Here is a 25,429-nt window from a genome sequence, read left to right as displayed (position 1 = left end):
AGGACTTTTCATATGACTGATTCGACCCAGCTGTTCCCGCCCTTCGCCGAAGAAATGCTCCCCGGTGGCGGCCATCGTTCCTTCGTCCTGAAACGCGGCCAACTGCTGCGCCTGACCGACCTGCGCGGAGGTGCCAACGTCAGCCTGACGTTGCTCAACGCCAACGAAAAAACCGAACGCCTGAACCTGCCCGACAGCCTCAAATGCCAACACACGGCCAAGCTCACCACCGGCCATTGCCTGTACTCGGACATGGGCCGCGTGCTGGCCGCCATTACCACCGACACCTGCGGCTGGAGCGACAGCCTCGGCGGTGTGCTCTGCGCTGAAGAGGTCGCAGAAAAATACGGCGCGGGGCGCTATCAGGAACTGCGCAACGGCTTCTTCCGCAACGGCACCGACAACCTGTTGGTGGAGTTGGGCAAGTGGGGGTTGGGCCTGTCCGATTTGCTGATGACCCTCAACCTGTTCAGTCGCGTGAACGTCGATGAGGCCGGGCGTTTTCATTTCGTCGAAGGCAATTCCAGGGCCGGCGACTACATCGAGTTGTATGCGCCGATGGACACGCTGGTGGTGCTCACCGCGCTGCAACATCCGATGGACCCTTCACCTGAATACGCGCCGAAACAATTGAAGTTGAGCTGGATGAACGCCGATGCCAGCGTCGCCGAACACTGCCGCACCTCGCGCCCGGAAAACGAGCGCGGCTTCATCAACACCGACCGTCTGTTCGCCTGAGGATCGCTGCCATGTCACTCGCAATCGCTACTGCTGCCGTTCACACAAGCAGGCAACCAGACACCGCGGTCTACCGCGCCACCATCCCGGCCGGCGAACCGTGGCTGATGGAGGTCAAGGCTGGCCAGACCTTGCGCATCCTCGACCTGGAGGGCAATCAGGCCGTCGACACGTTGTTCTACAGCGTTGCCAACCCGAAGGAACGCTATGACGTGCAACGCACGTTGCGCCGACAGAACAGCGTCTACCTGAGCACCGGCAGCGTACTTTATTCCAACCTCGGCAAGCCGATGCTGACCATCGTTGCCGACACCTGCGGCCGGCACGACACCCTCGGCGGCGCTTGCGCACAAGAGAGCAACACCGTGCGATATGCGTTGGAGAAACGCTACATGCACAGCTGCCGCGACAACTACCTGCGGGCCTGCGTCCACGACGGGCGATTGGGCAAGGGCGACATCGGGCCGAACATCAACTTCTTCATGAACGTCCCGGTCACGGCGGATGGCGGGCTGACGTTTGAGGACGGGATTTCGGCGCCGGGCAAGTACGTCGACCTTCGGGCCGAGATGGACGTGATCGTGCTGATCTCCAACTGCCCGCAACTGAACAACCCGTGCAACGCCTACAACCCGACCCCTGCGGAGCTGCTGGTATGGAACTGAAATTCGCGCGGTTGCGTAGATGGTTGTTTGCCCTGTGCCAGGCCCGTTCAGGCCAGTGCCTCAAACAGTAAAAACTCCCTAAATCCAATGTGGGAGCGAGCCTGCTCGCGATAGCGTCAGCACATTCACCATTAATGTCGACTGATACACCGCTATCGCGAGCAGGCTCACTCCCACAGGGGTTCGGTGGTGTTTTGAAATGAACTGATTTTTCCGTCGGGGACGACCTCGGCGCCTATCGAAAAACTGCGGGACGGCCCGCATCCCAGGTCGAGGCTGATGCGTTATCGCCTCCAGGGGTTATGCCATGTTCGAAAAAGTCCTGATTGCCAACCGTGGCGCCATTGCCTGTCGCATCCTGCGTACCCTGCGTGAGTTGCAGGTCCAGGGCGTTGCCGTTTACTCCGAAGCCGATGCCGCCAGTTTGCACATTCTGCGAGCCGATGAAGCCCACAGCCTCGGTGAAGGCGCAGCCGCCGGCACCTATCTGGCCGTCGAGAAAATCCTCACCATCGCCAAATCCACCGGCGCCACCGCGATCCATCCCGGCTACGGTTTTCTCTCGGAAAACGCCGCGTTCGCCGAAGCGTGCGAAGCCGCCAACATCGCCTTCATCGGCCCGACGCCAGAACAGCTGCGCGTGTTCGGCCTCAAGCACACCGCCCGCGCCTTGGCCAAGCGACACGGCGTGCCGATGCTGGAAGGCACCGAGTTGCTCGACAGCCTCGACGCGGCGCTGATGGCCGGCGAACAGGTCGGCTACCCGGTGATGCTCAAAAGCACCGCCGGCGGTGGCGGCATCGGTATGCGCGTGTGTCGCAGTGCGGCCGAGTTGAGCGAATCCTTTGAAGCCGTCAAACGCCTCGGCCAGAACAACTTCAGCGACGCCGGCGTGTTCATCGAAAAGTACATCCAGCGCGCCCGACATCTGGAAGTCCAGGTGTTCGGCGACGGCCAGGGCGAAGTGATTGCCCTCGGCGTGCGCGACTGCTCGGTGCAGCGGCGCAACCAGAAAGTCCTCGAAGAAACCCCGGCACCGAACCTCCCCGAGGGCATGGCTGAGGAGCTGTGTGCGGCGGCGATCAAACTGGCGAAAGCAGTGAATTACCGCAACGCCGGCACCGTCGAATTCGTCTTCGACAGCGAGGCTCAGCGTTTCTACTTTCTCGAAGTGAACACCCGTTTGCAGGTGGAGCACGGCGTCACCGAGCAAGTCTGGGGCGTGGATCTGGTGCGTTGGATGGTCGAACTGGCGGCAGGTGATTTGCCGCCGTTGAGCGAGCTGAGCCAAGGTTTGAAAGCCTGCGGCCATGCGATTCAGGCACGGCTGTATGCCGAAGATCCCGGTCGCGATTTCCAGCCGAGTCCAGGCTTGCTGACCGCCGTGAACTTCCCTGCCGCCGATGGCAAACACCTGCGTATCGACACCTGGGTTGAGGCCGGTTGCGAGATCCCGCCGTACTTCGATCCGATGATCGCCAAGGTCATCAGTTGGGCGTCGACCCGCGAAGAAGCCGCTGCCGATCTGCATCAGGCATTGGGCGACAGCCTGCTCTACGGGGTGGAAACCAACCGCGATTATTTGCGGCAGATTTTGCTGGATGCGCCATTCGCCAGCGGCCAGCCGTGGACCCGTTGCCTGGAAGGTCTGGTGTATCAGGCGAACACGTTTGAAGTGCTCAGCGCCGGGACTCAGACCAGCGTTCAGGACTATCCCGGCCGTCTCGGTTACTGGGCCGTGGGCGTGCCGCCGTCGGGGCCGATGGACAGTCGCGCGTTGCGTGTGGGCAACCTTTTGCTGGGCACCGATGAAGGCGCCGCTGCGCTGGAAATCACTATGAGCGGGCCGCTGCTGCGCTTCAATTGTGACGCGGTGGTGGCGGTGACCGGGGCGGTGATTCCACTGACCCTTAATGGTGAAGTGGTGCCGATGAACACGGCTTTGCTGGTACCGGCGGGCGCTACTTTGAGCCTTGGTACGATTGCCGGTGCGGGCGCCCGCAGCTATCTGTGCCTGCGCGGTGGTTTGCAAGTACCGGATTATCTGGGCAGCAAAAGCACCTTCACCCTCGGCCAGTTTGGTGGGCATGGTGGTCGTGCGTTGCGGGCGGGGGATGTGTTGCATGTGCCGGTGTTGAGTGACCGTAGCGTCGGTGCGGAACTGCCTGAAATCGCTGAGTTGCCTGCCGTACGACAAATCCGCGTGATCTACGGCCCGCATGGCGCACCGGAATACTTCACTGAAAACTACATCGGCACGTTCTTCGCGACCGAGTGGGAAGTGCATTTCAACTCCAGCCGAACCGGTGTGCGGTTGATCGGGCCGAAGCCTGAATGGGTGCGTGCCGATGGTGGCGAAGCGGGTCTGCATCCGTCGAATATCCATGACAATCCGTACGCCATTGGCGCGGTGGATTTCACCGGTGACATGCCGGTAATACTCGGTCCCGACGGCCCAAGCCTCGGCGGGTTTGTCTGCCCGGTGACGGTGATCGAAGCCGACCTTTGGCAGCTTGGCCAGCTCAAGGCTGGGGACAAAGTGCAGTTCCTCCCGGTCGATCTCAAGACCGCCCGCACCCTCGCCCTGAAATGGAATTCCCCCTGTAGGAGTGAGCCTGCTCGCGATGGCGGCAGTACAGCCAACATTGATGTGACTGACACACCGCCATCGCGAGCAGGCTCACTCCTACCGGGGGTTGTGTCGCCTGTGGTGTTGGATTTGGGTCAGGGTGATACGCGTCTGGTGGCAAGGCTGTCGGGGGATACTCACCTGCTTCTCGAAATCGGCGCCCCGGAACTCAACCTGGTCCTACGCTTCCGCGCTCACGCCCTCATGCAGGCCCTGGAAAGCAAACACCTGCACGGCGTGATCGACCTCACCCCCGGCATCCGCTCGCTGCAAGTGCACTACCAACCCGAGCAACTGCCGATGGCCGATCTGCTCGGCATCGTCGCTGGCGAATGGGACGCCGTGTGCGCCGCCAAGGACCTGCAAGTGCCCTCGCGCATCGTTCATCTGCCGCTGTCCTGGGACGACCCGGCCTGCCAGTTGGCGATCGAAAAATACATGACCACCGTGCGCAAGGATGCCCCGTGGTGCCCGAGCAATCTGGAGTTCATCCGCCGCATCAACGACCTGCCAAACCTCGATGAAGTGCAGCGCACGGTGTTCGACGCCAGCTACCTGGTGATGGGCCTGGGCGACGTCTACCTCGGTGCGCCGGTCGCCACGCCACTCGATCCGCGTCATCGTCTGGTGACCACCAAATACAACCCGGCCCGCACCTGGACCGCGGAAAACTCGGTGGGCATCGGTGGCGCCTACATGTGTGTATACGGCATGGAAGGCCCTGGCGGTTATCAGTTCGTCGGCCGCACGTTGCAGATGTGGAATCGCTATCGCGAGGTCGCCGCATTCGATGGCAAACCGTGGCTGCTGCGCTTCTTCGATCAGATCCGTTTCTACCCGGTCAGTGCCGATGAACTGCTGCGCATTCGACGGGATTTCCCCCTCGGGCGCTTCGATCTGAACATCGAGCACAGTCAGCTGAATCTGGCGGATTACCAAGCCTTCCTGACGAAGGAAGCCGAGAGCATTGCCGCGTTTCGCGATCAGCAAAAAGGCGCGTTCAACGCCGAACGCGAGCGTTGGATCGCCAGTGGCCAGGCGCATTTCGACAGTGAAGAACGGGTCCCGGAAGTCACTGACGACGCACCGCTGGCCAGCGGTCAACAGAGCGTCGAGAGCCACATCGCCGGCAACCTCTGGCAGGTTCAGGTTGAAACCGGTAGCCGGGTTGCCGCGGGTGATGTGCTGGTGATTCTGGAGTCGATGAAGATGGAAATCCCATTGCTCGCGCCCGTGGCCGGAGTGGTACGCGAGATTCGTGTGCAACCGGGTTCGGCCGTGCGCGCCGGACAGCGCGTCGTGGTGCTGGAACTCGACTGAACTCATTTTGAAAAGGATTAACGCCATGAACATCAATCTGCAACTCGACGCCCTGCGCAGCGCTTATCGCATCGGCGACATCACGCCCCGTGAACTGCTGCTGAGCTTGCGCGATAAAGCCGCGGCGTTGAACCCGGACTATCACCTGTTCATCCACTTGCTCAGTGTTGAAGAACTGGAACCGTACCTCGCCGCACTCGACGGTCGCGACCTCGACAGCTTGCCGCTGTTCGGCGTGCCATTCGCGATCAAGGACAACATCGACCTGGCGGGCATTCCGACGACCGCAGCGTGCCCTGCATTTGCCTATGTGCCGGAGCGTTCGGCGACCATCGTCGAGCAGTTGCTGGCATTGGGGGCGATTCCGTTGGGCAAGACCAATCTTGATCAATTCGCCACCGGGCTTAACGGCAGTCGCTCACCGTATGGCGCGTGCCCGAACAGCGTGTTGCCGGAGTATCCGTCGGGCGGCTCCAGCGCCGGGTCTTCACTGGCGGTGGCGCTCGGCGTGGCGAGTTTTTCCCTGGGCACGGACACGGCGGGTTCCGGCCGTGTGCCGGCGGCGCTGAACAATCTGGTGGGGTTGAAAGCCAGCAAAGGGCTGATCTCCACGGCCGGTGTGGTGCCGGCCTGCCGCACCCTCGATTGTGTGACCACCTTCACCGCGACGGCTCGCGAAGCCAGTCAGTTGCTCGCGCTCACTGCGCACCTTGACCCCCGCGATGAATACAGCCGCAGTAATCCGTTGTGGAATGACGGCTCGGCGTTTGGTGCACCTCGGCCCTTCCGCTTTGGCGTGCCGCGTGCTCAGGATCTGGAGTTCTTCGGCTGCCCTGAAGGCCCGTTGTTATTCGGTGACGCCATCGACCAGCTCAAGGCTTTGGGCGGTGAAGCCGTGGAACTGGATTTGTCGCCGTTCCTTGAAGCGGCGCGTTTACTCTATGAAGGGCCGTGGGTGGCCGAGCGCTACAGCGTCGCCGGCGAACTGATGGAGCAAAATCCTGAAGCTGTACTGCCGGTGATTCGCGCGGTGTTGGCCAAGGCTCCAGCGGTGAACGGCGTGCAAACCTTCCGCGCCCAGTACCGGCTGCAAGCGCTGAAAGCCCTGTGCGACCAGGCGCTGGACGGCCTCGACTGCGTGCTCACACCCACCATCGGCCGCCCCGTCACGCTGGCGGAACTGGACGCCGAGCCGGTGCTGCGCAATTCGGAACTGGGCTACTACACCAACTTCATGAACCTGCTCGATTACGCCGCCGTCGCTGTGCCCAGCGGTTTCATGGGCAATGGTTTGCCTTGGGGCGTGACGTTGTTCGGGCGGGCGTTCACTGATCAGTATTTGTTGGGTGTGGCGGATGCCTTGCAGCGCCAGCAAGGTTTGGCAACACCGGTTCCGTCGGCTGTCGCACGTAATGACCGGGCGCGACTGGTGGTGTGTGGCGCGCATCTGGATGGGTTGGCGCTGAACTGGCAGCTCCAGCAGCGCGGGGCTCGACGGGTCGAGACGACGTTCAGCTCGCCGGACTATCAACTGTATGCCCTGGCCGGCGGCCCGCCGTTTCGTCCCGGGATGGTTCGCGTGAAGGACGGGGGTGTGGCGATTGCGGTGGAGGTTTGGGAATTGCCGAGCCGTGAGTTGGGCTCGTTTTTGACCGGGATTCCGGCACCGTTGGGGTTGGGCAAGGTGCAATTGGCGGATGGGCGCTGGGAGAGTGGGTTTATTTGTGAGGCGTATGGGTTGGAGGGTGCAGCCAATATCAGCCATTTAGGCGGATGGCGTGCTTACCTCGCCAAATGATAGTTCCCACGCGCGTGGGGACGATCAACTCAGGGGGTGTGAACGATCATTCGCCTTGCACACGCTGCTCTCGAGGGCCGATCATGCGATGTACCGGGCCAAACAAGCCGGCCGTAACCGCCCCTGCGTGGAAATGCCTCACTCCAGTTATGAATAACCCTACATGAATAAGCCAGATTTCTGCCCGGCCTGCGGCGCCTCCAACGACTGCACCCTGGCCGACCCGCGAACCGCCGATCGGGCCTGCTGGTGCTACGGCGTCAGCATCGACCCGGCGGTGCTCGAAGCACTGCCGCCCGAACTGCGCGACAAATCCTGTTTGTGCCCACGCTGCGCGCAAGTCGAGGCGCAGCTGTAAGCAACCGCACAACCGATCACGTAAGATACGCGCCCCTTTCCTACCGATCCCTCGTCATGCGCATTGACCGTTTCCTCAGCAACCTGCCGCGCTTCAACCGTAAGCAGGTGCGTTTGTTGCTGGTGGAAAAGCGCGTCAGCATCGACGGAAAAATCGTCAGCGACCCGCACGCCGAGGTACTCGAGTTCAGCCGCGTCGAGGTCAACGACGAGGTACTGCAAGTCGGCAAGCCTGCACGCTATTTCATGCTGCACAAACCGCCTGGCTGCGTCAGTGCCACCCGCGATCCGCAACATCCGACCGTGCTCGACCTGATCCATGAGCCGGACAAGGAGGACCTGCACATCGCCGGCCGCCTGGACTTCAACACCACCGGTCTGATGCTGATCACCAACGACGGCAGTTGGTCGCGACGCCTGACCCAGCCGAAAACCAAACTGCCCAAGGTCTACTACGTTGAGACCGAGCAAGAGATTGGCCCGCAATACGCATTGAAATTCACCGAAGGCCTGTACTTCGCCTTCGAAGACCTCACCACCCAACCCGCCGAGCTGGCCGTACTCGGACCAACCTGCGCACGACTGAGCATCGTCGAGGGCCGTTACCATCAGGTGAAGCGGATGTTCGGCCATTTCGACAACAAGGTGCTGCGCCTGCACCGCGAAAGCATGGGCCCGCTGGTGCTCGACAGTGCCCTGAAACCGGGCGAGTACCGCGCATTACGCACCGAAGAGATTCAATTGATCTAAGCAGACGACCGCTCAGCAGAAGTTGTCGAACAATTTTCCAAAGATACTTGCGCGATGACGTGACCCCTGCTTGAATCAGGACGTCGGCCGAAATGTGACCGACGAGTCACAACATACTTCTAAGAAACTTTTTGCCGGTAGAGAACCCTCAGGTTCCGCTTTCCCCCGGCAGACTGCCCGCCAATAACAATACCCGTCGACCGGACTGCACTGGATCGACATGGGCTCAAAAATTCCAGGCGTATGCCTACCTGTCACAAAGCTCGTGCAATCTCATTTGCGCGCATACCCGCTTGCTTGGAGTCTTATGACATGAGGCCAGAAATCGCTGTGCTGGATATACAGGGTCAGTATCGGGTTTACACGGAGTTCTATCGCGCAGACGCCGCAGAGAAGACCATTATTTTGGTCAACGGCTCGATGGCCACGACTGCGTCGTTTGCACAGACCGTGAAAAACCTTCACCCGCAGTTCAATGTGGTCTGCTACGACCAGCCCTACGCGGGCAAGTCGAAAGCCCACAACCTGCACGAGAAATTGCTGACCAAGGAAATCGAAGGGCAGATCCTCCTGGAGCTGATCGACCACTTCGCCGCCGAACACGTGCTGTCGTTTTCCTGGGGTGGCGCCGCGACCCTGGTCGCCCTGGCCCACCAGCCACGACGCATCGAAAAAGCCGTGATCAGCTCGTTCTCTCCGGAGATCAACGCGCACATGCTCGACTACCTCGAGCGCGGCATTGATTACCTCGGTAGCCGGGACGGTGACCGGGTCGGCAACCTGGTGAACAGCACCATCGGCAAACACCTGCCGACACTGTTCAAGCGCTTCAATTATCGGCACGTCAGTTCCCTGGCCGAGCATGAATACGGGCAGATGCACTTCCACATCAGCGATCTGCTGCAAAGTGATCGCCAGTGCTTCTTCAAAGCCGCGGAGAAAGTCAACGTGCCGGTGCTGTTCATGAACGGCGAATGGGACGAGTACACCGCTGCCGACGGCGCCCAACTGTTCGCCAACCACGTGCAACACGCTACTTTCACCACCCTGCAGGCCACCGGCCACTTTCTCGACATGGAACACAAAGCTGCTTGCCGAGACAGCCGCAACGCATTGCTGGGCTTTCTGAAACCTTCGCAACACGAAAGTCGACCGCGTTATCACTACGTCCAGGACCAACATGCATTGGCCATCTGAAACAGTGTCATCGCGAGCAAGCTTAGCCCTACGGTGTTGAATGCATTCCTGTAGGAGCAAGGCTTGCCCGCGATTGACCATCATGCGGTCGCTGTTTTTGTTTCACCTGCGCTAAAGCCGTCCCACACAAAGAAAAACTTCATTTCCACGCCCACATCTGGTACAAAGTCACCGCTCTGAGCGGGTGTCGTATAATGGCATTACTCCAGCTTCCCAAGCTGATAACGAGGGTTCGATTCCCTTCACCCGCTCCAATCGATTTTTTCGTCTCACGTGGTTTTTTGACGGGGGATGCAGGTAAAGAAAAAACCGGCCTTGATGGCCGGTTTTTTTGTGTCTGGAGTTTGGTGGAATTGCCTTTTGCCCTTAGGGCAGTTATGGCTAAGCTGAGATTCGTTAACGTTTTTTTGGGGAATGACAGTTCTAGTATCAAAATTCACACAGGGTTAGTATTTTCGCATCGTAAGAAATTAACGTTTTCGCGCCATATTGGTGTTTTATTAGCGTTTTAACTACCCTGTTAAGGAATTCGTCAATGCCAGTCGGTTTCAAGGCCCTCGCCGATCGCTACGACATCGCACTTGCACAGCCTCTGCGTGTCGAGTCTGAGATCGGCACTGCACGTCTCAGCCGCGAGAGTGACGGGAATGTGGAGAACCGGTATCCGCCAAGTTACAGGCCCGAAGACGATTTCGCAGGGCATTTCGAATTCGGTCTCAAGTACGAAGAAATTCATCTTGAGTTCTTCTCTCGCCTGTTTGCGGCGATAGGCCCGCAACCTATCGAAGACTGGTGTCGACGAGAGCCTTTCGGCCAGTACGCACGGCGCACCGGGTTTCTTTACGAATGGCTGACAGGGGGACGTCTGGATATGCCTGACGTGACCAATGGCGCCTATGTCGATGCAGTTTCGCCCCAAAAATACCTGACTCGTTGCGAGTCACTGCGAACGCGACGCTGGCGAATCAATAACAACCTGCCGGGCACGGCTGAGTTCTGCCCCTTGATTCGTCGTACCCCATCAGTACAGGAAGCTCTGCAATTCGATTTGCGCGAAGCATTGGAAGAGTTGGATCACGCCTATGGCTCCGACATCCTGATGCGTACGGCCAGTTGGCTGACGTTCAAGGAATCGCGCGCGAGTTTTCTCATCGAGAAGGAAGCAGACCAGGCCGATCGCATTCAGCGCTTTGCCCATGTCATTGCCCAGCACTGCGGTCACATCAAAAACCCGTTGAGCAACGACAGCCTGCAGTCCTTGCAAGCCGGCATCCTGGGGCGTGATGCCATCGGACTGGGCTTGCGCAGCTCTCCTGTGTTTGTGGGCCAAGCCACAATGCGCGAGGACATCGTGCATTACATCGCCCCCCATTTCGCAGATCTTGCTCAGCTATTAGCAGGACTTACTGAGTTTGAGGTCGCAACGCGTGGTGCGGAGTCACTGGCACGTGCCGCTGTGTTGGCATTTGGCTTCGTGTATATCCACCCCATGCGAGATGGCAATGGCCGGATTCATCGCTTCCTGATCAACGACACCTTGATTCGAGATAAGGCAGTGCCGGACGGCGTGATACTGCCGGTGTCAGCCACCATTACCAGTTCGATCGACTTCAGGGCCGGCTACGATCGTACGCTCGAAGTGTTCTCGCGACCGTTCATGCGACGCTACGCGACGGCCTATCGGTTCGGCGAACTCGTGACCTACGAGGACGGCACTCTCAGTAACTTCATCTTCGATGAATACGAGGACGCATGCTTTGCCTGGCGGTATCCCGACCTGACCGAGCACGTCCTGTACACCGCACGCGTCGTCAAGCACACGATCCAAAAGGAAATGGCAGATGAAGCCAAAGTACTGGTGATCTTTCAGCGAGCTCAGGAGCAGCTAAAAGAGGTGCTGGAGATGCCAGATCAGGACGCAAACCGCATTATCCGCTCCATCAAGGAGAATGGCTGGGTGGTGTCCGGCAAGCTAAAGAAAGGGTACCCACAACTTGAAGATCAGGGCACGTCGGAACTTGTCGTAGAGGCGGTGCGTTCTGCGTTTGAGGATCGGGAGATGGGGGCCGGCAAGGAGTGATTTTCGACGGATTAGATAAGGCTTTGGGTGGATCAGAGAAATGGCCTTGATGGCTCTTTTTTATGCCCAGGATTTGAGGTGCCAGGAAACCTGCCGGGAGCATCAGACCGCATGCTCCCCGTCCCCATGCCTGAATGATATGCAGTGCTATACTTTTTTATGCTTTGAATGAAGCGTAAAGCGTTGCCCACGGGTACCGATACCGACTGCAAATCTCGACTGGCAGCTGCAAGACAAAGGAGGTCTACGGCAAGCGCGAGATGGGAGGTGTGGCATGAATCGACACTATTACATCAGCAACAACCTCGACGATCTTGAAGCCGTTGAAATTGAGCTGGAAGCCAGCGGCATTAATTCCGAACAAATTCATGTGCTCAGTCAGCACGTTGCCGATGTTGAACAACATCACCTTCACGAAATTACCTCGTTAATGGAGCAGGATGTTGTCCGCTCTGGCGAAATTGGTGCAGTGATCGGTGTGCCACTCGCGGCGCTGGTTCTTGGCGGCGCCTATTGGCTGGGCTGGACCGAATCCGCCGCAGGCTGGATGCCGTTTATCTTTCTTGCCATTGTTGTATGTGGCTTCTGCATCTGGGAAGGCGGTTTTTTTGGTATTCAGGTGCCAAACACTCACTTCCGCAGTTTTAAACAGGTGGTAGAAGAGGGAAAACATATTTTCTTCGTAGATGTCGAGCCGGCTCAGGAGTCGGTATTGGACGGGGTTATCGAACATCACCCAGCGCTGGAGATTGCCGGCACGGGAACGGCCGCCCCCCACTGGACAGTAGCCTGGCAGCACAAGTGGCATCAGTTCAAGCGAGTGATATCGGGATAGCCCCTGGAGACTGATGGCCATCCGGAAGCTGCTTATTGGCCGAAGGAAATAACCCGGCTGAGGAATACATAGTCCGCCTCGGTGGCCATCAGTCCGACGAGCACCAGCAAACACAACGGTGGCACCAGTATGGCGTAGACCATGGCCAACCGTTCCCAGGCCATATGCATGAAGATGGAGACAATTAAACCTGCCTTCAACAACATGAAAGTGATAATCAGGGACCACCGAAGGTAACCATGAAAGTGGAAATAGTCGACAAGGTACGACAGCGTGCTGAGGACGAATAACAGCCCCCAGATTTTAAGGTACAAGCTGATTGGATGTTGCTGACCTTGAGCATGTGCCATCACCCGTGCTCCTCTACCATAAATAGAAGAAAGCAAAAATAAACACCCACACCAAATCCACGAAGTGCCAATAAAGCCCGGCTATCTCGACGTTCTGATAGTTTCCGGAGCGCTCATAATCTCCCCGCAGTACTTTCAACGCCACAATGCTGAGATAGATGGCGCCGATTGACACATGCAGTCCGTGAAAACCGGTAATCATGAAAAAGCTGGCGCCAAACTGCGCCGCCCCCATAGGGTTCCCCCAGGGACGCACGCCTTCTGCGATGAGCTTGCTCCATTCGAATGCCTGCATGCCGACGAAGGTCACACCCAAGGCAGCGGTCGCCAGCATCAGGGCAGTGGTTTTCGCACGATCACGGCGATAGGCGAAATTGACTGCCATGGCCATGGTGCCGCTGCTACTGATCAGCACAAAGGTCATGATGGCGATCAGAATGAGCGGGATTTCTCTGCCGCCGATCGTCAATGCGAACACTTCACTGGGGTTCGGCCAGGCGCTGGTGATGGTCATGCGAACCGACATGTAGCCGGTTAAAAAACAGGTGAATATAAACGTATCGCTGAGCAGGAATATCCACATCATCGCCTTGCCCCAAGGCACCTGCTTGAAAGCCTCCTTATCCGAGGACCAGTCGCTGGCGATGCCCTCCCATCCTGGTACAAGCGGTGAGCCGGGTGGATTGGATGAACTGGTCTCGCTTGGGGAAAGTGGGTGCGATGCCATGGCTTTTCACCTCAGGCCGCAGAATCTGGCGATGGCTTCATAGGTTTGCGGTGTGCTGGCCAGCAAAGCGAATAGCACGAACCAAAGACCCAGTAAGTAATGCCAATAGATGGCACACAGCTCTACGCTGGCGCTAAGTTGCGGTAACGGCACGCGCTGCAGGTATTTAGCAACGATGATGCCCCAGGCTATCAGCCCGCCCAGCAGGTGGAGCGCATGCAGGCCGGTCAACAGGTAGAAGAAGCTGTTGGCCGGATTGCTGGCAAGAAAGTAACCCCAGGCGACAAACTGCTGCCAGACCCAGAACTGCCCCGCCAGAAAAGCAATGGCGAATACGCCCGCCAATGCAAAACCCATCACAGTTGCACCCAGTCGCCCCCGTCGGGCGGCCATACGCGACCACTGCAGTGCGACGCAACTGACTACCAGAAAAACCGAATTCAGCCATAACTGCCTTAGATTGGCTAACGGCGCCATGGGCTCTGTCAGGGGGAGCCAGTCAGTCATTTGTGAACGGGCGATAAAGGCGAGCAAGAAGAGAAAGAATAACGAACTCACCACGGCCAGAAATAAGCGCAGGCCTGTTCTTGCAATTTGGTTTCGATCGGCACCTTCGCCGGCCTGAATACCCTCCGGATCGCGATTCCAGCTGCCGCCGGGGTCAGCGCCGTCGGCGTTTCTCAATAGCAACCTGCTCATGTTCTAACGTCCGCTATCTTGGTTCCGGCACTCAGTTGCCGCATCTGCTCCAACTCCTCGGCGGAGACTGTCTGCGGAACGAAATCCTGCCCTATCCCCGGCACACTGTAGTCATAGGCCCAGCGATGCACGACCGGCAGCTTCGCTCCCCAGTTACCGTGTATCGGCGGGGTGTTCGGCGTTTGCCATTCCAGACTGGCCGCGCCCCAGGGATTACTGCCTGCGGGCCTGCCCTTGAATGCACTCCAGGCCAGGTTGAACAGGAACAACAACTGGGAAACGCCGACGGCCAATGCGATCACCGTAATGAAGGCATTCAACTCATGCGCCGACTGCGGGATGAACGCGTAGTTTTCATAGGCGTAGTAGCGGCGTGGCATCCCCTGAAAACCCAGATAGTGCATGGGGAAGAAAATGGCGTAGGTGCCCAGAAAGGTAATCCAGAAATGCAACTTGCCCAGGGTGTCGTTCCACATGCGCCCGGTGACTTTCGGGAACCAGTGATAAATACCGCCGAACACCACCAGTACCGGTGCGACCCCCATGACCATATGAAAATGGGCGACGACGAAATAGGTGTCCGAGAGCGGTATATCCACGATCACATTGCCGAGAAACAACCCGGTCAGACCGCCGACCAGGAAGGTGACGATAAAGGCCAGGGCAAACAGCATCGGCACGGTCAGATGAATGTCGCCCCGCCACAGGGTCAGCACCCAGTTGTAGACTTTCAGTGCGGTCGGCACCGCGATGATCAAGGTGGTGACGGCGAAGAAAAAGCCAAAGTACGGGTTCATTCCGCTGACATACATGTGGTGCGCCCAGACCACAAAGCTGAGTACGCCGATTGCAATAATGGCCCACACCATCATTCGGTAGCCGAAGATATTTTTACGCGCATGCGTGCTGATCAAATCGGAGACCAGACCAAACGCAGGGAGCGCAACGATGTAGACCTCCGGGTGGCCGAAGAACCAGAACAGGTGCTGGAATAATATGGGGCTGCCACCCTGGTGATCGAGCTGCTGCCCCAGCGAGATCATCGCCGGCATAAAGAAGCTGGTGCCCAACAGCTTGTCAAACAGCATCATGACCGCACTGACAAACAACGCCGGGAAGGCCAGCAAAGCCATGATCGAGGCCATGAAAATGCCCCATACGGAAAGCGGCATGCGAAACAATGTCATGCCGTGCGTGCGCGCCTGCAACACCGTGGTGACGTAGTTCAACCCGCCCATGGTGGCTGCGACGATAAAAATCGCCAGTGAGACGAGCATCATGACGATGCCCCACTCGACCCCCGGTGTCCCCTGGGAAATGGACTGTGGCGGATAGAGCGTCCAGCCCGAACCGGTGGGGCCGCCAGGAACAAAGAAACTGGAAAGCAACACCACTACCGCCAGCAGGTAGAACCAGTAACTCAGCATGTTGACATAGGGGAAGACCATGTCGCGGGCGCCCACCATCAGCGGGATCAGATAGTTACCGAAGCCACCCAGAAACAAGGCCGTCAGCAAATAAATGACCATGATCATGCCGTGCATGGTCATCGCCTGATAGTAAGCACTGGCGTCCATGAACGCCAAACTGCCGGGGAAGCCAATCTGTATGCGCATCAAGTCGGACAACACCACGGCGATAACGCCCACGAAAATAGCCGTCAAGGAATACTGAATGGCGATGACCTTGTGGTCCTGACTCCAGATATATTTGGTCAGGAAACTTTTGGGCTCGTGTAGTGCTTCTGTTTCGGCTTGCTCCGCATAGGCCATCACGTCATCCTCCTGTCGAAGTTTCGGTGCATTCCTGGCTGCTTTACGGCTACTTCCCTGGCTCCGCCTTGCTCGTATCAGCGTCGGCATTCGCTTTGGATTTGATAAAAGCGATCAGTGCGTTCAACTCCTGATCACTCGGGGTAAAGGCCGGCATGATGGCTGCGTAGCCCTTGACGATTTTGGCACCGGGATTAAGCACCGACTCTTTTATATAGCCCTCATCGGCCTTTATCGTCGAACCGTCGGCAAGGGTTACGGGCTCGTTATACAGGCCCTGCCAGCTGGGGCCGACGCCCTTGCTGCCATCGACACTGTGGCAGGCCAGACAGCCGAGCGACTGGGCCAGCCGCTGCCCCTGCGTCGCCAAGTCGTCACCTCCGTCCAGTTTTTCGCCGATAGAAGGTTCTTGCTGCGCGACACCCAGTGATTTGATCAGGGCGACGACAGCACCCAGTTCATCTTCAGTGAGAGTATAGGCCACCATGACTGGCGGATAACCCTGTACCAGTCGAGCCTTCGGATCGAGGATCGACTCTTTCACGTAGGCCTCATCGACGAGCACGCTGGTCCCATCGGCAAGCTGTTCAGTGCGGCCGTACAGCCCCTTCCATCCCGGGCCGAGACTGGCAGTTCCATCCTGGCTATGGCAGGCACTGCAGCCAAGCTTTTCAACCAACTGGCGACCTTTTTCCAGCACGCTGTCCCGACTGGGTTTGGCAGCCGTCGTTAATGTCTGCGCAAAAGTCGGTTGGCGGTTAAGCCATTGTTCGAAGGCGGTCCGGTCTTCTACGATCATATAGCCGCGCATGTTGTAATGACCGACACCACAATACTCGGCACACAGTATTTCATACTTCCCGATTACCGTCGGTGTAAACCAAAAGTACGACACCATCCCAGGCACCATGTCCATCTTGCTGCGAATCTGCGGTATATAGAAATCGTGCAGTACATCTTTGGAACGCAATAAGACTTTCACCGGCTGATCGAGTGGAAGGTGAACTTCATTGCTTCTTATTAGTACATCATCCTGCCCGGCAGAATCTTTGGGATCAAGGCCGAGAGGATTGACCGAGTCAACAAACTTGATGTCTGACTTTCCCAGCTTTCCATCCTGACCCGGAAAACGAAAAGCCCATTGCCACTGCTGGGCGACCACTTCGAGTTCATAGGCATTTTTTGGCACCCGGATGAAATCATCATAAACAACCAGGCCTGGCGCCAACATCGCGGCAATACCTATCGAGGTCACGATAATCAACCCGGTTTCCAACTTTTTACTTTCTGGCTGGTAGGCCGCCCTGCCGCCTTCCTTGTGACGGAAACGTATCAAGGCCACCGCCATGAATAGAGTGACGGCGATGAAAAATATTCCGCTGATGATCAGGGTGATGAACAGGGTGGTGTCTATTGACCCCCAGTTGGAGGCTGGCGGTGCCGCATGCCAAGGCGCTAATAAATGGAACAGCACGGACGCAATAACGATTAGTACAAGAATAATTGCCATTGCCATTTTGCCGTCATCCTATTCCTGTTACTCATCGGTACGCCTAAGCATCGCCACAGAACAACATCGTCAAATCAATAATAATCTGACGCCAAAACAGGCTAGACAAATACCACCTATCTTCGTGGCAAAGTCCGCAGGAAGTATAGTTCATGGCCGGAACAAGCGCTTTTCGTGAAAACCATTGGAGTCTGGATATTCCAACTTCAGCGTCAACTTGATCACTTGAAACCGATTCGCTATATATAACTGTAACTATTAAGCAACACTCTCGCCTGGACAACACGTCGAGTAAGCGAAGCCCGGTTGCCAGCTATAATCAGGTCTGATTACGGAAGGCAAAGATCGGCTAAAAGCGCCCGCAAAAGTCCTTGCCTATGCATAGTGGTCAGACAAGTGACGGCCAAGAGCTATAGAGTCCAGCCGTCCACAACGGAGATTTCGTCATGAGTGCCTTGACGATCGAAGGCTGGTGCAAAGTCAACGGAGCACAAAAGTCGACCCCGATGGGTGAAATCCATTTTTACGTCGATGGCGACCTCCATAAGGGGCTGGAGGACGCGGAAGAACGCCTGCAGAAGACCCATGAGCGTGAAGCCATGGTCGATGTCGACATGGACACGCTGGAGTTGAAATTGCCAGAGGGATACGGCCCTTTGTCCGACTGCCAAATGCGCGTCTATATACACAACGAGCGCGGTCAGTTCCATTTGGTCGGGCATCGAGCGAGTGATGGAAGCTTGATTTATAGCAACGCGGTTTTGATTGATCAGCTGCTTGATTAGCTAGTGAAGGGGACAGACGAAAAGAGCGGGACCTGTCCCTTTTTCATTAATGCATCAGCGCGTCGCAACGATAAACAACCGTGGGAACGGCAGCAGCACTGAACCATCGGCTAACGGTGGATAGGCCCGCTCGATTGCCGCTTGATACTGCTTGAGGTACTGCGCCCGCTCCGCCTCATCCAGTGGATCAAGAAACGGCCGCAATCCGCTGCCCTTGAACCACTCGACCACACCAGACGCGCCGCCAGCAAGTGGATGATGGTAAGTCGTGCGCCACACATCGACACGGGAACAGTGGGCCCGCAGCATCGAGTAATAACCACTGGCATCTGCCATCTCTGTCCGCTGCCCGGCGGCGTCCGCCAGTTTGCCAACCCATGGACCATCGGCTGCAACTTCGCGCATCAAGCGATGCGAAGGTTCGTTGAGATTGTCCGGCATCTGGATCGCCAGGCTGCCGCCAGGGGTCAGCTTGCTCGCCAGTGCAGGCAGCAACTTCGCGTGATCAGGTAGCCACTGCAACACCGCGTTGGCGAAAATCACATCGAACGGGCCGTTTTCGTTCCAGGTATCAATATCAGCCGTATCGAATTGCACCTGCGGCAAGCGCTTGCGGGCGGCGTCGATCATATCGGTCGAACTGTCCAGGCCACGCACCGTGGCATTGGCGAAGCGCTCAACCAGCAACTCGGTCGAATTACCGGGGCCGCAACCGATGTCGATTGCCGAGCGCGCGTCTACAGCAGGGATTGCGGCCAACAAGTCACGGGCGGGGCGTGTGCGTTCATCTTCAAAAGCGACGTATTGCTTGGCGGACCAACTCATTGCGTTCTCCTGTCGGTGCGTTGTTGTAGCAAGAGGCGGAAAACCGGTTCGCTACGATACCTCGACCGGTGCGCTTTGCCCTATCCGACCTATGGCGAAAGCGGTCAGTTAACCGGCCAATACCCACGGGAGCAAACGTACAAAGAGGACTTGAATGAGCATTTTTTATCGCAAAATCTTCTGAAGTCATAACCAAACCGACCGTTCGTCGATCTAGAAGCCAAGCAATTTTGACAGCCTAAAATTCACACCTATAGTCCTATCGCGGCCCGTCGGAAGGAACCCGAACCCGTTAGTTTGCACGCAAGGAGCAAGGCCAGCTCATGCCCGTGACAGGTGGGTTCCGCCCGTAGTGTGTTCGCAACGGCCGTAAGGCAAGCAAGCGTTGTTGTGCCTGGAAGATGCCAGGCATTCACTATGAACAAGGAGCTTTACTATGTCTCGAGTCACGGATGTACTTGTTTCAATCGACACTGAAACCATTCTGAAAAACTACCCGAACATCAGCAAAAACCCTGCCGCGCCGACGTTAATCGACGTCAATCATGTGTACATGGTGACCAATCAGAACAACGTGGTCAGCGGCCAGGCCGGTGGCGAACTCAACTTGAAAGCCCAGGTAGGCGACTTGATTCGCTGGCGTGAAACCAGTCTGTCGCAGAGCTTCGAGACTGCAGTGATTTTCTACAAGTTCGTTGGCAACGTCGGCAACGAGTTGATCTCCACACCCACGCCCCGCAAGGCCACAGCGTGCGTTGCCGTTCCCAACACCAGCAACCCGTCGGTTCCGAGCTGCCAGAAAGTCGATAACCATTACTGGTCTTCGGAAACACTTTCGTGCGGTAGCGTGACCTACCACTTCCATTTCCTGATCGTTGATCGCGACTGCAAGATTGTAGGCTGCTGCTCGTGGGATCCGTTCATTACCATCCGAAACTGACGATGACCAGGCCCCTTGGCGACGAGGGGCCTACCGAGTTCGTTGCCGCTTCGGCCGGGACGGGATGTCTTGCTTGAACCGATGCGGCTGCCGTCTTGAATCAACATCATGAAAGGAATCCATGATGACTTCCGAACCGATTGCCTCCCCTTCGACGAGTATCGCGCCAGCCAATAACGTGCTGCTGATCGTCGATGCCGAATCACTGCTTTCACGCTATCCGCAGCCCAGTCTTGAGCCCGAAACCCCGACCAGGATTGAAGAAGGCTTTATCTTTGCCATCAGCGGCACCCAAACACCACAAAGTGCAATAAATGACAGCCTTATGACGTTTCTCGCCAGCAACGGAAAGGACTTCCACATCCGTGGCAGGACCGTCAGCTTGCTCGCCGAACACAGCGTGGTGTTCTACGGGATGTCAGTAGGTAATGCCGGGGTACTTTCACCGCCTGAATTGGTCGTTCACGCCAACCTGACAGTCCCCGCACCCGATCCCGAAAACCCGACCCAACCGGGCAGCCACACGGCCGATGATCATTATTGGCACTGCACGCAATTGGCGGCTGGGGCGGCGGCGTGCGAACTGCAATTCATGCTGATCAATAAAAGCTGCGAGGCATTGGGGTACTTCAGTTGGTCGGTGGACGTGAAGTTGGTGGAGTGAATAGAAACCCAAAAAACCGGCCCTTGAGGCTAATGACGATCAGTTAAGCCATTAGCCTCAAGAGCCGGTTTTTTTATTGAACATGCAAATGTAATTAGAATTTCCAACTCGCCGTCGCTGTCTGAAAATCAGGCGCATCCCGATAAGGAGCACGGCTATGAAATTCGCAAAAGTCGCTCAGAAACTTGCCCTGTGGGCGGGCAGCCCCAAGACGTTCATGGGGGCGATCATTCTGATTTTTCTGTGGGGTCTGAGTGGGCCGATTTTTCACTTCAACGACACCTGGCAGCTGATTATCAATACGTCGACCACCATCATCACGTTCCTGATGGTATTCCTGATCCAGAACACCCAGAACCGCGACACGGACATTTTGCACTTGAAGGTCGATGAGTTGCTGCGGGTGACGAAGGAGGCGCAGAACGCGATGCTGGGGCTTGAGGCGCTGGACCTCAAGCAGTTGGAAGCGCTGAGAAAGCAGTATCGGCAACTTGGCGAGGGCGAAACGATTTCCCTGGACGGCACCGTCGTCCAGGAAAAAGGCAAGCAGGATTTGAATGAATGCTGATCGGGATCATCGCGGGTGGCCCGATGGCACCCGCGTGCTTCGTGGGTTAGCGACTGGCTTGCAGCGCCTTGGCCATTTGCAGGTGGTTCTGCAGTTTGGGCAACGTTTCTTCGGCGAAGGCTTTGATTTCAGGCACGTCGGTGGTCTGCGCTGCCTGTTGAAGCTGTTCGATGGCTTCCTGGGTGGTTTTCACCTGACTGGCCGCGTAGGCCTGGTCGAAGCTTGCGCCGTCCTGTACTTGCGGCATCAAGGCTTTGGCCTTATCGACGACCTCTTCGCGCGGAGCCACCGGCAAATCCAGTTGCTTGGCGATTTTCGCCAGGTGCTGGTTGGCGGTGGTGCGGTCGTTGATGACGACGATGGTGTAGTCCTTGACCTCTTTGGATTCGGTTTTCTGGTGCGCCAGGCGGCTGGCTTCGATATCGGCCATGCCTTTGGCCGATGCATCGTTAATGAATTCGGCGGGGGACTGGGCAAAGGCACTGCTGGCGCACAGGCCCAGCAACGTGGCAAAACTGGCATTGCGTAATCGGGTGGCCATCCGGCTCATGGTCGCGCCCTCCTCGTAAAAAATTCAAACGGGAGCTTACGCTCCCGCCTCTCAATCAAAACTACCTTCACCGCTACTTCGATTTCTGACCACCTTTGCGGCCCATATCGGGTTTCGAAGGGTCTTTATCGACAGTCGTGGTGGTAGTTTTCCCACCTTTGCGACCGGCTTCAGACGCCTTCGTTCGATCGTTGGCGAAGTTTCCCGAGTTCGAGTTTCTTGAATTAGGCATGATTCTCTACCTCTTGGTGATGATCGCGGCGAGCAGGAGCCCGCATAGAGTCAGAATTTCGATCACCGCAAAGGTTTAGAAAAGTTGAAAACGCCGCGACGAACGGTGGCAGATTTTTCAGGCCCCGAGGCGTTGGTGATGTTGGCGCTTGGCGGCGTACATGGCCTCATCGGCATGCCGGAACAATTGCTTTTCTTCAGTGCCGTCGTCGGGGTATCGCGCAACGCCGATGCTCGTCTGGATGATCAGGCTGTGGCCGTCCAGACGCAGGGGTTGAGCCAAAACCTGTCGGATTTTCCCCGCCACGCTGTCGGCGTCTTCCGAGGCGTGGATGCTGTGCAACAACACTACAAACTCATCACCGCCGATACGCGCCACCGTGTCGGTTTCTCGCACGCAGCCTTTGAGCCGGTTGGCGACCGCTTGCAGCAGCATGTCGCCGACCGCATGACCGTGGGTGTCGTTGACTTGCTTGAAGCGGTCGAGGTCGACGTACAGCAGTGCCATTCGGCCGGAGTCCGCCCGCGCCAGCGACAGTGAATCTTTAAGCCGGTCACGGAGTAACTCTCGGTTGGGCAGCTGAGTCAGCTGGTCGTACTGGGCCATGCGCTGCAGTCGGGCATGCAGTTGCTTGCGCTCAATCGCGGTGGCGACCTGGGCGCAAACGTATTGCAGCAGTTCCTTGTCCTGCTCGGTGTAGCGCTCACCACCGGGCACACTTTTAACGATCAGCGCACCGATGGTGCCGTTTTGTGAACTCAACGGCACACCCAGCCAGCAAGGCGAATGCTGGCCCGCGACCAGCGCCTCAAACCCTTCCGGCAAATTGTCCTGATCCGGGGTCAGCAGAATCGGCTGGCCGCTGCGAATCACCTCGGCACAGAGGCGTCCGGTGACAGTCCCGGGCTGCTCGGGTTGCAGTTCCAGGTCGTCCACGTGATAAGGGAAATTCAGCTGTGCACAGTGTTCGTCATACAACGCCACGGAGAAATTCAGCGCCGGCAGCCATTCACCGATGATCAAATGGATGCGCTTGAACAGCGCCAGTAAATCTTCCGTCGCGTGGGCCGCTTCGGAGATCGCATACAACGCCGCTTGCCGGGATTCGGCCTGCTTGCGCTCGGTGATGTCGCGCGCCACGGCGATGCGCAGTTGATCGACCTCCGACCAGCGTGCCGACCAGAGGATGTGCGCCACTCGGCCATCCTTGCGCAGGTAGCGGTTTTCGAAATTGAGTTTGGGGTCGCCGCCCATGATCTCCCGCGCGGCATCGAGGGTGCGCTGACGATCGGCGGGATGCACCAGATCGATCATCGGCTGGCCGATCAGCTCTTCGGGGGTATAACCGAAAATACGCTCGCAGGCCGCGCTGACAAATACGAAGCGACCTTGTTTGTCGACCGCACAGACGGCGTCCAGCAAGAGATCAATGTAACTCGCCAACGGCGCGGAATTTCTGGTTGCCATAGTGCGGTGAGCGTGTCCGGCCAATGCAGCAATAAAGAACCTTCCCTGCCCCATCAGTACAGCTGACGCCTCCTTGCAATCAGCCTCACGCCTTGTTCGTCACCAGCCCCGGCAATGCATGCGCCAGGGCATTGATGGCGAATCCGATAAACATCACCCCACACAACCGGGTAATCAACAGCTCATGGCGCTGGTACAACATGCGCACCTGCCGCGCACCGACAATGCCAATGAGGATAGCGTAGGCCATGAGGCCACCGACGAAGCTCAGGACAATCAGCCACGGCAGCATCGACCAGTGCAGCAATTCGGCACGGCTGGACAGCAGCGCCGTAAAAGTCGCTACCGCCACCGGGTAAGCCTTCGGATTGGTCAGGCCAAACAGAATGCCGTGCCAAAACGGCTGCCGCATCGGGCCTTGAGGTGCTTCGTCACTGCTGCGACGAGCGCGAACCGCGCGCAGACCGAGCCAAAACAGGTACAGCCCGCTGAGTACTCCCAGCACATCGAATGCGGTACTGCCGATTTCCCGCGCACCGACAATCGCGATCAGCGCAGTGCTGCACCAGACCACATCCCCCAGCAAATGCCCGCAGAGAAACCCCGCCCCGGCCCTCCGACCACGCGCCGCACCGATGCCGAACACCGCCAACACACCCGGCCCCGGCGTGATGCCGTAGATAAAGCCAGAGGCGAGAACAGCCATTAGCAGCGATGGGGTCATTGGATGTCCTGTTGAGGCTGGGCGAATGCACGCAAGTCTATCTCAGGTTCCCGGAACCCGACTTACAGATCGTCGAAGAACTTCATTCCCGCATACGGACGCTCACGACAGGCTGCCAGCCGTGACGCCAGGTCGCCGACATGGGCTTCGAGCTTGTGCCCGTCTGGGTCGAGGAAATAGAAGGATGCGCCTTCGCTCCGGTTATCACGCCATTCCCGGACGTCGGCGGATCGCAGGCGTTCGACGAAGAGCGGGAAGTCTGTTGCGTTAATGCTGAAGGCGAAATGGGTGTATTCGGCGGCGGGTTCAGAGTTGCGCAGTGGATCGAGGGAAAGGCACAACCAAAGACCCGGCAGCGAGAGATAGGCGCCAGTGTCCCACGTGGCTTCAAGCTGAAGTTGCAGCAGGTCGTGATAGAACGCCACGCTGCGGTTCAAGTCGGTGACGGCGAGGGTCAGGTGGTTGAGGCCTGTCAGCAATTTTATTTCCTCACGGGTATGCTCTGAACCAACGGTATCTGGAGCGCAAAAGCAGTGGAAAAGCCTAAAACCAAAAAACACAGCGATGCGTTTTATACAGCAGACATATCGCACAGGCACTCAGCACACCAGGCCTTGCTATTCGACGAAATCCAGCAAGCGCTGACTGAAGCGGATAGCGGTGATTTCGCGAGCCCAAAAGAAATGAAAGCGGTTTTAAGCAAGTGGGTGACAAACATCAGCTGATGCGCCGCTTTCAAACCAAAAATACTCGTCATCTACCGGCATTCCGATAAGCCTCCTTGCCACAAATGCAGGCATACCTGAAATACCACGTTTAAGTGAACAGCATTGCGTCATCAACCGCGTCCAATCCCCTCCCCAATCCGCCCATTCAACCAGTTCAACGCCTGATCCCCACCCCGCCGCTTGTGCCAAACCAACACAAACGTAAACGACGGAATGTGAAACGGCGGGGGGACCACGATCAACGACTGCTCATTGATGTTGAGCACCCCTCGGGAAGCAACTGGCGCTGGCAGGACAGGTGGTTCCGTCGCTAGTGCTGGATCACTTCGGGTGGTTTGGGTTGGTGGAGCGGGAGATGACATTGCCGCGGGTGTTTGGGGCGGTGTTGTTAATGGCGGGAGTGGTGTTGATTCAGTTCAGCGCTACACCGGCCAAAGCGGTGATTGCAGCCTCTTGAAAATCAAAAGATCGCAGCCTCCGGCAGCTCCTACAGGGATGCGTGGTCCCAGGTAGGAGCTG

At 57.5% G+C, this 25,429-nt stretch carries 25 protein-coding genes, 1 tRNA gene and 2 pseudogenes; 16 read left to right on the top strand and 12 right to left on the bottom strand.

From position 1 onward, the window contains the following. Nucleotides 1-12 precede the first annotated feature (12 nt). From PMI27_RS07115 to PMI27_RS07155, 10 genes are all read left to right on the top strand, one after another. Nucleotides 13-738 (top strand): urea amidolyase associated protein UAAP1, encoded by a 726-nt coding sequence (locus PMI27_RS07115; RefSeq protein WP_008153023.1) that lies wholly within the window; start codon nucleotides 13-15, stop codon nucleotides 736-738. 11 nt (nucleotides 739-749) lie between these two features. Continuing rightward, complete coding sequence (locus tag PMI27_RS07120) at nucleotides 750-1,403, top strand: urea amidolyase associated protein UAAP2 (protein ID WP_008153021.1); 654 nt, start codon at nucleotides 750-752, stop codon at nucleotides 1,401-1,403. A 307-nt stretch (nucleotides 1,404-1,710) separates the two neighbouring features. Next, complete coding sequence (uca, locus tag PMI27_RS07125) at nucleotides 1,711-5,352, top strand: urea carboxylase (protein WP_008153019.1); 3,642 nt, start codon at nucleotides 1,711-1,713, stop codon at nucleotides 5,350-5,352. Nucleotides 5,353-5,377: 25 nt separating this feature from the next. Beyond that, nucleotides 5,378-7,150, top strand: coding sequence for an allophanate hydrolase (atzF, locus tag PMI27_RS07130; protein WP_008153017.1), 1,773 nt, complete (start codon nucleotides 5,378-5,380; stop codon nucleotides 7,148-7,150). Between the two features lie 163 nt (nucleotides 7,151-7,313). After that, nucleotides 7,314-7,508 carry a cysteine-rich CWC family protein gene (locus PMI27_RS07135; RefSeq protein ID WP_008153014.1) on the top strand — a complete coding sequence of 65 codons (195 nt, stop codon included), beginning with the start codon at nucleotides 7,314-7,316 and terminating at the stop codon, nucleotides 7,506-7,508. Between the two features lie 56 nt (nucleotides 7,509-7,564). After that, nucleotides 7,565-8,257: a pseudouridine synthase gene (locus PMI27_RS07140; protein ID WP_008153013.1), complete on the top strand. Its 693-nt coding sequence runs from the start codon at nucleotides 7,565-7,567 to the stop codon at nucleotides 8,255-8,257. A gap of 312 nt (nucleotides 8,258-8,569) precedes the next feature. Beyond that, a complete protein-coding gene (locus tag PMI27_RS07145; protein ID WP_008153011.1) occupies nucleotides 8,570-9,454 on the top strand; it encodes an alpha/beta fold hydrolase in 885 nt (294 codons plus the stop codon). A gap of 180 nt (nucleotides 9,455-9,634) precedes the next feature. Further along, nucleotides 9,635-9,708: transfer RNA gene (locus PMI27_RS0229710), tRNA-Gly, on the top strand. Nucleotides 9,709-9,989: 281 nt separating this feature from the next. Further along, nucleotides 9,990-11,534, top strand: coding sequence for a Fic family protein (locus PMI27_RS07150; RefSeq protein WP_008153009.1), 1,545 nt, complete (start codon nucleotides 9,990-9,992; stop codon nucleotides 11,532-11,534). Between the two features lie 274 nt (nucleotides 11,535-11,808). Further along, nucleotides 11,809-12,369 (top strand): hypothetical protein, encoded by a 561-nt coding sequence (locus PMI27_RS07155; protein ID WP_008153007.1) that lies wholly within the window; start codon nucleotides 11,809-11,811, stop codon nucleotides 12,367-12,369. Nucleotides 12,370-12,401: 32 nt separating this feature from the next. Here PMI27_RS07155 and PMI27_RS07160 read toward each other — a convergent pair whose 3' ends face one another. Genes PMI27_RS07160 through PMI27_RS07180 form a run of 5 tightly spaced genes read right to left on the bottom strand, consistent with a single transcriptional unit; the run spans nucleotide 12,402 to nucleotide 17,433 of the window. Next, a complete protein-coding gene (locus tag PMI27_RS07160; RefSeq protein ID WP_008074510.1) occupies nucleotides 12,402-12,719 on the bottom strand; it encodes a cytochrome C oxidase subunit IV family protein in 318 nt (105 codons plus the stop codon). Nucleotides 12,720-12,732: 13 nt separating this feature from the next. Then, nucleotides 12,733-13,446, bottom strand: a complete 714-nt coding sequence (locus tag PMI27_RS07165; RefSeq protein WP_008153005.1) for a heme-copper oxidase subunit III family protein — start codon at nucleotides 13,444-13,446, stop codon at nucleotides 12,733-12,735. Between the two features lie 6 nt (nucleotides 13,447-13,452). Then, nucleotides 13,453-14,145, bottom strand: a complete 693-nt coding sequence (locus PMI27_RS07170; protein WP_008153003.1) for a cytochrome c oxidase subunit 3 — start codon at nucleotides 14,143-14,145, stop codon at nucleotides 13,453-13,455. Beyond that, nucleotides 14,142-15,917 carry a cytochrome c oxidase subunit I gene (gene ctaD / locus PMI27_RS07175; protein ID WP_008153001.1) on the bottom strand — a complete coding sequence of 592 codons (1,776 nt, stop codon included), beginning with the start codon at nucleotides 15,915-15,917 and terminating at the stop codon, nucleotides 14,142-14,144. Before ctaD ends, PMI27_RS07170 begins: the two co-directional genes overlap by 4 nt. Nucleotides 15,918-15,966: 49 nt before the next feature. Further along, nucleotides 15,967-17,433 (bottom strand): cytochrome c oxidase subunit II, encoded by a 1,467-nt coding sequence (locus PMI27_RS07180; protein WP_008152999.1) that lies wholly within the window; start codon nucleotides 17,431-17,433, stop codon nucleotides 15,967-15,969. Nucleotides 17,434-17,873: 440 nt separating this feature from the next. Between PMI27_RS07180 and PMI27_RS07185 the strand changes: the two genes are divergently transcribed. Next, on the top strand, nucleotides 17,874-18,212 hold the full coding sequence (locus PMI27_RS07185) for a hypothetical protein (RefSeq protein WP_008152997.1): 339 nt from the start codon (nucleotides 17,874-17,876) through the stop codon (nucleotides 18,210-18,212). 54 nt (nucleotides 18,213-18,266) lie between these two features. Here the strand turns inward: PMI27_RS07185 and tam are convergent, their stop codons facing one another. Next, on the bottom strand, nucleotides 18,267-19,037 hold the full coding sequence (gene tam / locus PMI27_RS07190) for a trans-aconitate 2-methyltransferase (RefSeq protein WP_008152995.1): 771 nt from the start codon (nucleotides 19,035-19,037) through the stop codon (nucleotides 18,267-18,269). 436 nt (nucleotides 19,038-19,473) lie between these two features. Here tam and PMI27_RS07195 point away from each other — a divergent pair, with 436 nt between their 5' ends. From PMI27_RS07195 to PMI27_RS07205, 3 genes are all read left to right on the top strand, one after another. Beyond that, a complete protein-coding gene (locus PMI27_RS07195) occupies nucleotides 19,474-19,977 on the top strand; it encodes an inclusion body family protein (RefSeq protein ID WP_008152993.1) in 504 nt (167 codons plus the stop codon). Between the two features lie 124 nt (nucleotides 19,978-20,101). Beyond that, nucleotides 20,102-20,641, top strand: coding sequence for an AidA/PixA family protein (locus PMI27_RS07200; protein WP_008152991.1), 540 nt, complete (start codon nucleotides 20,102-20,104; stop codon nucleotides 20,639-20,641). A gap of 157 nt (nucleotides 20,642-20,798) precedes the next feature. Continuing rightward, nucleotides 20,799-21,209 carry a low affinity iron permease family protein gene (locus PMI27_RS07205; protein WP_008152989.1) on the top strand — a complete coding sequence of 137 codons (411 nt, stop codon included), beginning with the start codon at nucleotides 20,799-20,801 and terminating at the stop codon, nucleotides 21,207-21,209. A gap of 46 nt (nucleotides 21,210-21,255) precedes the next feature. On the opposite strand, the gene PMI27_RS07210 is transcribed toward PMI27_RS07205, so the two are convergent. The 5 genes from PMI27_RS07210 to fos form a co-directional block, all read right to left on the bottom strand. Then, a complete protein-coding gene (locus PMI27_RS07210) occupies nucleotides 21,256-21,759 on the bottom strand; it encodes a DUF4142 domain-containing protein (protein WP_008152987.1) in 504 nt (167 codons plus the stop codon). 73 nt (nucleotides 21,760-21,832) lie between these two features. Then, nucleotides 21,833-21,991, bottom strand: coding sequence for a KGG domain-containing protein (locus tag PMI27_RS30695; protein ID WP_008152986.1), 159 nt, complete (start codon nucleotides 21,989-21,991; stop codon nucleotides 21,833-21,835). A 117-nt stretch (nucleotides 21,992-22,108) separates the two neighbouring features. Further along, nucleotides 22,109-23,458 carry a sensor domain-containing protein gene (locus tag PMI27_RS07215; RefSeq protein WP_008152983.1) on the bottom strand — a complete coding sequence of 450 codons (1,350 nt, stop codon included), beginning with the start codon at nucleotides 23,456-23,458 and terminating at the stop codon, nucleotides 22,109-22,111. An 85-nt stretch (nucleotides 23,459-23,543) separates the two neighbouring features. Then, a complete protein-coding gene (locus PMI27_RS07220; RefSeq protein ID WP_008152981.1) occupies nucleotides 23,544-24,182 on the bottom strand; it encodes a LysE family translocator in 639 nt (212 codons plus the stop codon). Between the two features lie 62 nt (nucleotides 24,183-24,244). After that, entirely contained in the window at nucleotides 24,245-24,661 is a 417-nt protein-coding gene (gene fos, locus PMI27_RS07225) for a fosfomycin resistance glutathione transferase (protein WP_008152980.1), read from the bottom strand. 54 nt (nucleotides 24,662-24,715) lie between these two features. Here fos and PMI27_RS0229705 point away from each other — a divergent pair, with 54 nt between their 5' ends. Beyond that, nucleotides 24,716-24,907 (top strand): hypothetical protein, encoded by a 192-nt coding sequence (locus PMI27_RS0229705; protein ID WP_008152977.1) that lies wholly within the window; start codon nucleotides 24,716-24,718, stop codon nucleotides 24,905-24,907. A gap of 113 nt (nucleotides 24,908-25,020) precedes the next feature. Here the strand turns inward: PMI27_RS0229705 and PMI27_RS32165 are convergent. Then, a pseudogene (locus tag PMI27_RS32165) lies at nucleotides 25,021-25,191 on the bottom strand (LysR family transcriptional regulator); the annotation flags it as partial. On the opposite strand from PMI27_RS32165, the pseudogene PMI27_RS30685 reads away from it, so the two are divergent. Continuing rightward, a pseudogene (locus PMI27_RS30685) lies at nucleotides 25,191-25,367 on the top strand (DMT family transporter); the annotation flags it as partial. The pseudogenes PMI27_RS32165 and PMI27_RS30685 overlap by 1 nt on opposite strands. Between the last annotated feature and the right edge of the window lie 62 nt (nucleotides 25,368-25,429).

Source organism: Pseudomonas sp. GM41(2012), assembly GCF_000282315.2.
Taxonomy (GTDB): Bacteria; Pseudomonadota; Gammaproteobacteria; order Pseudomonadales; family Pseudomonadaceae; genus Aquipseudomonas.
Note: the sequence above shows the minus strand (reverse complement) of the source record. Positions and strands in the feature narration are given on the sequence as shown.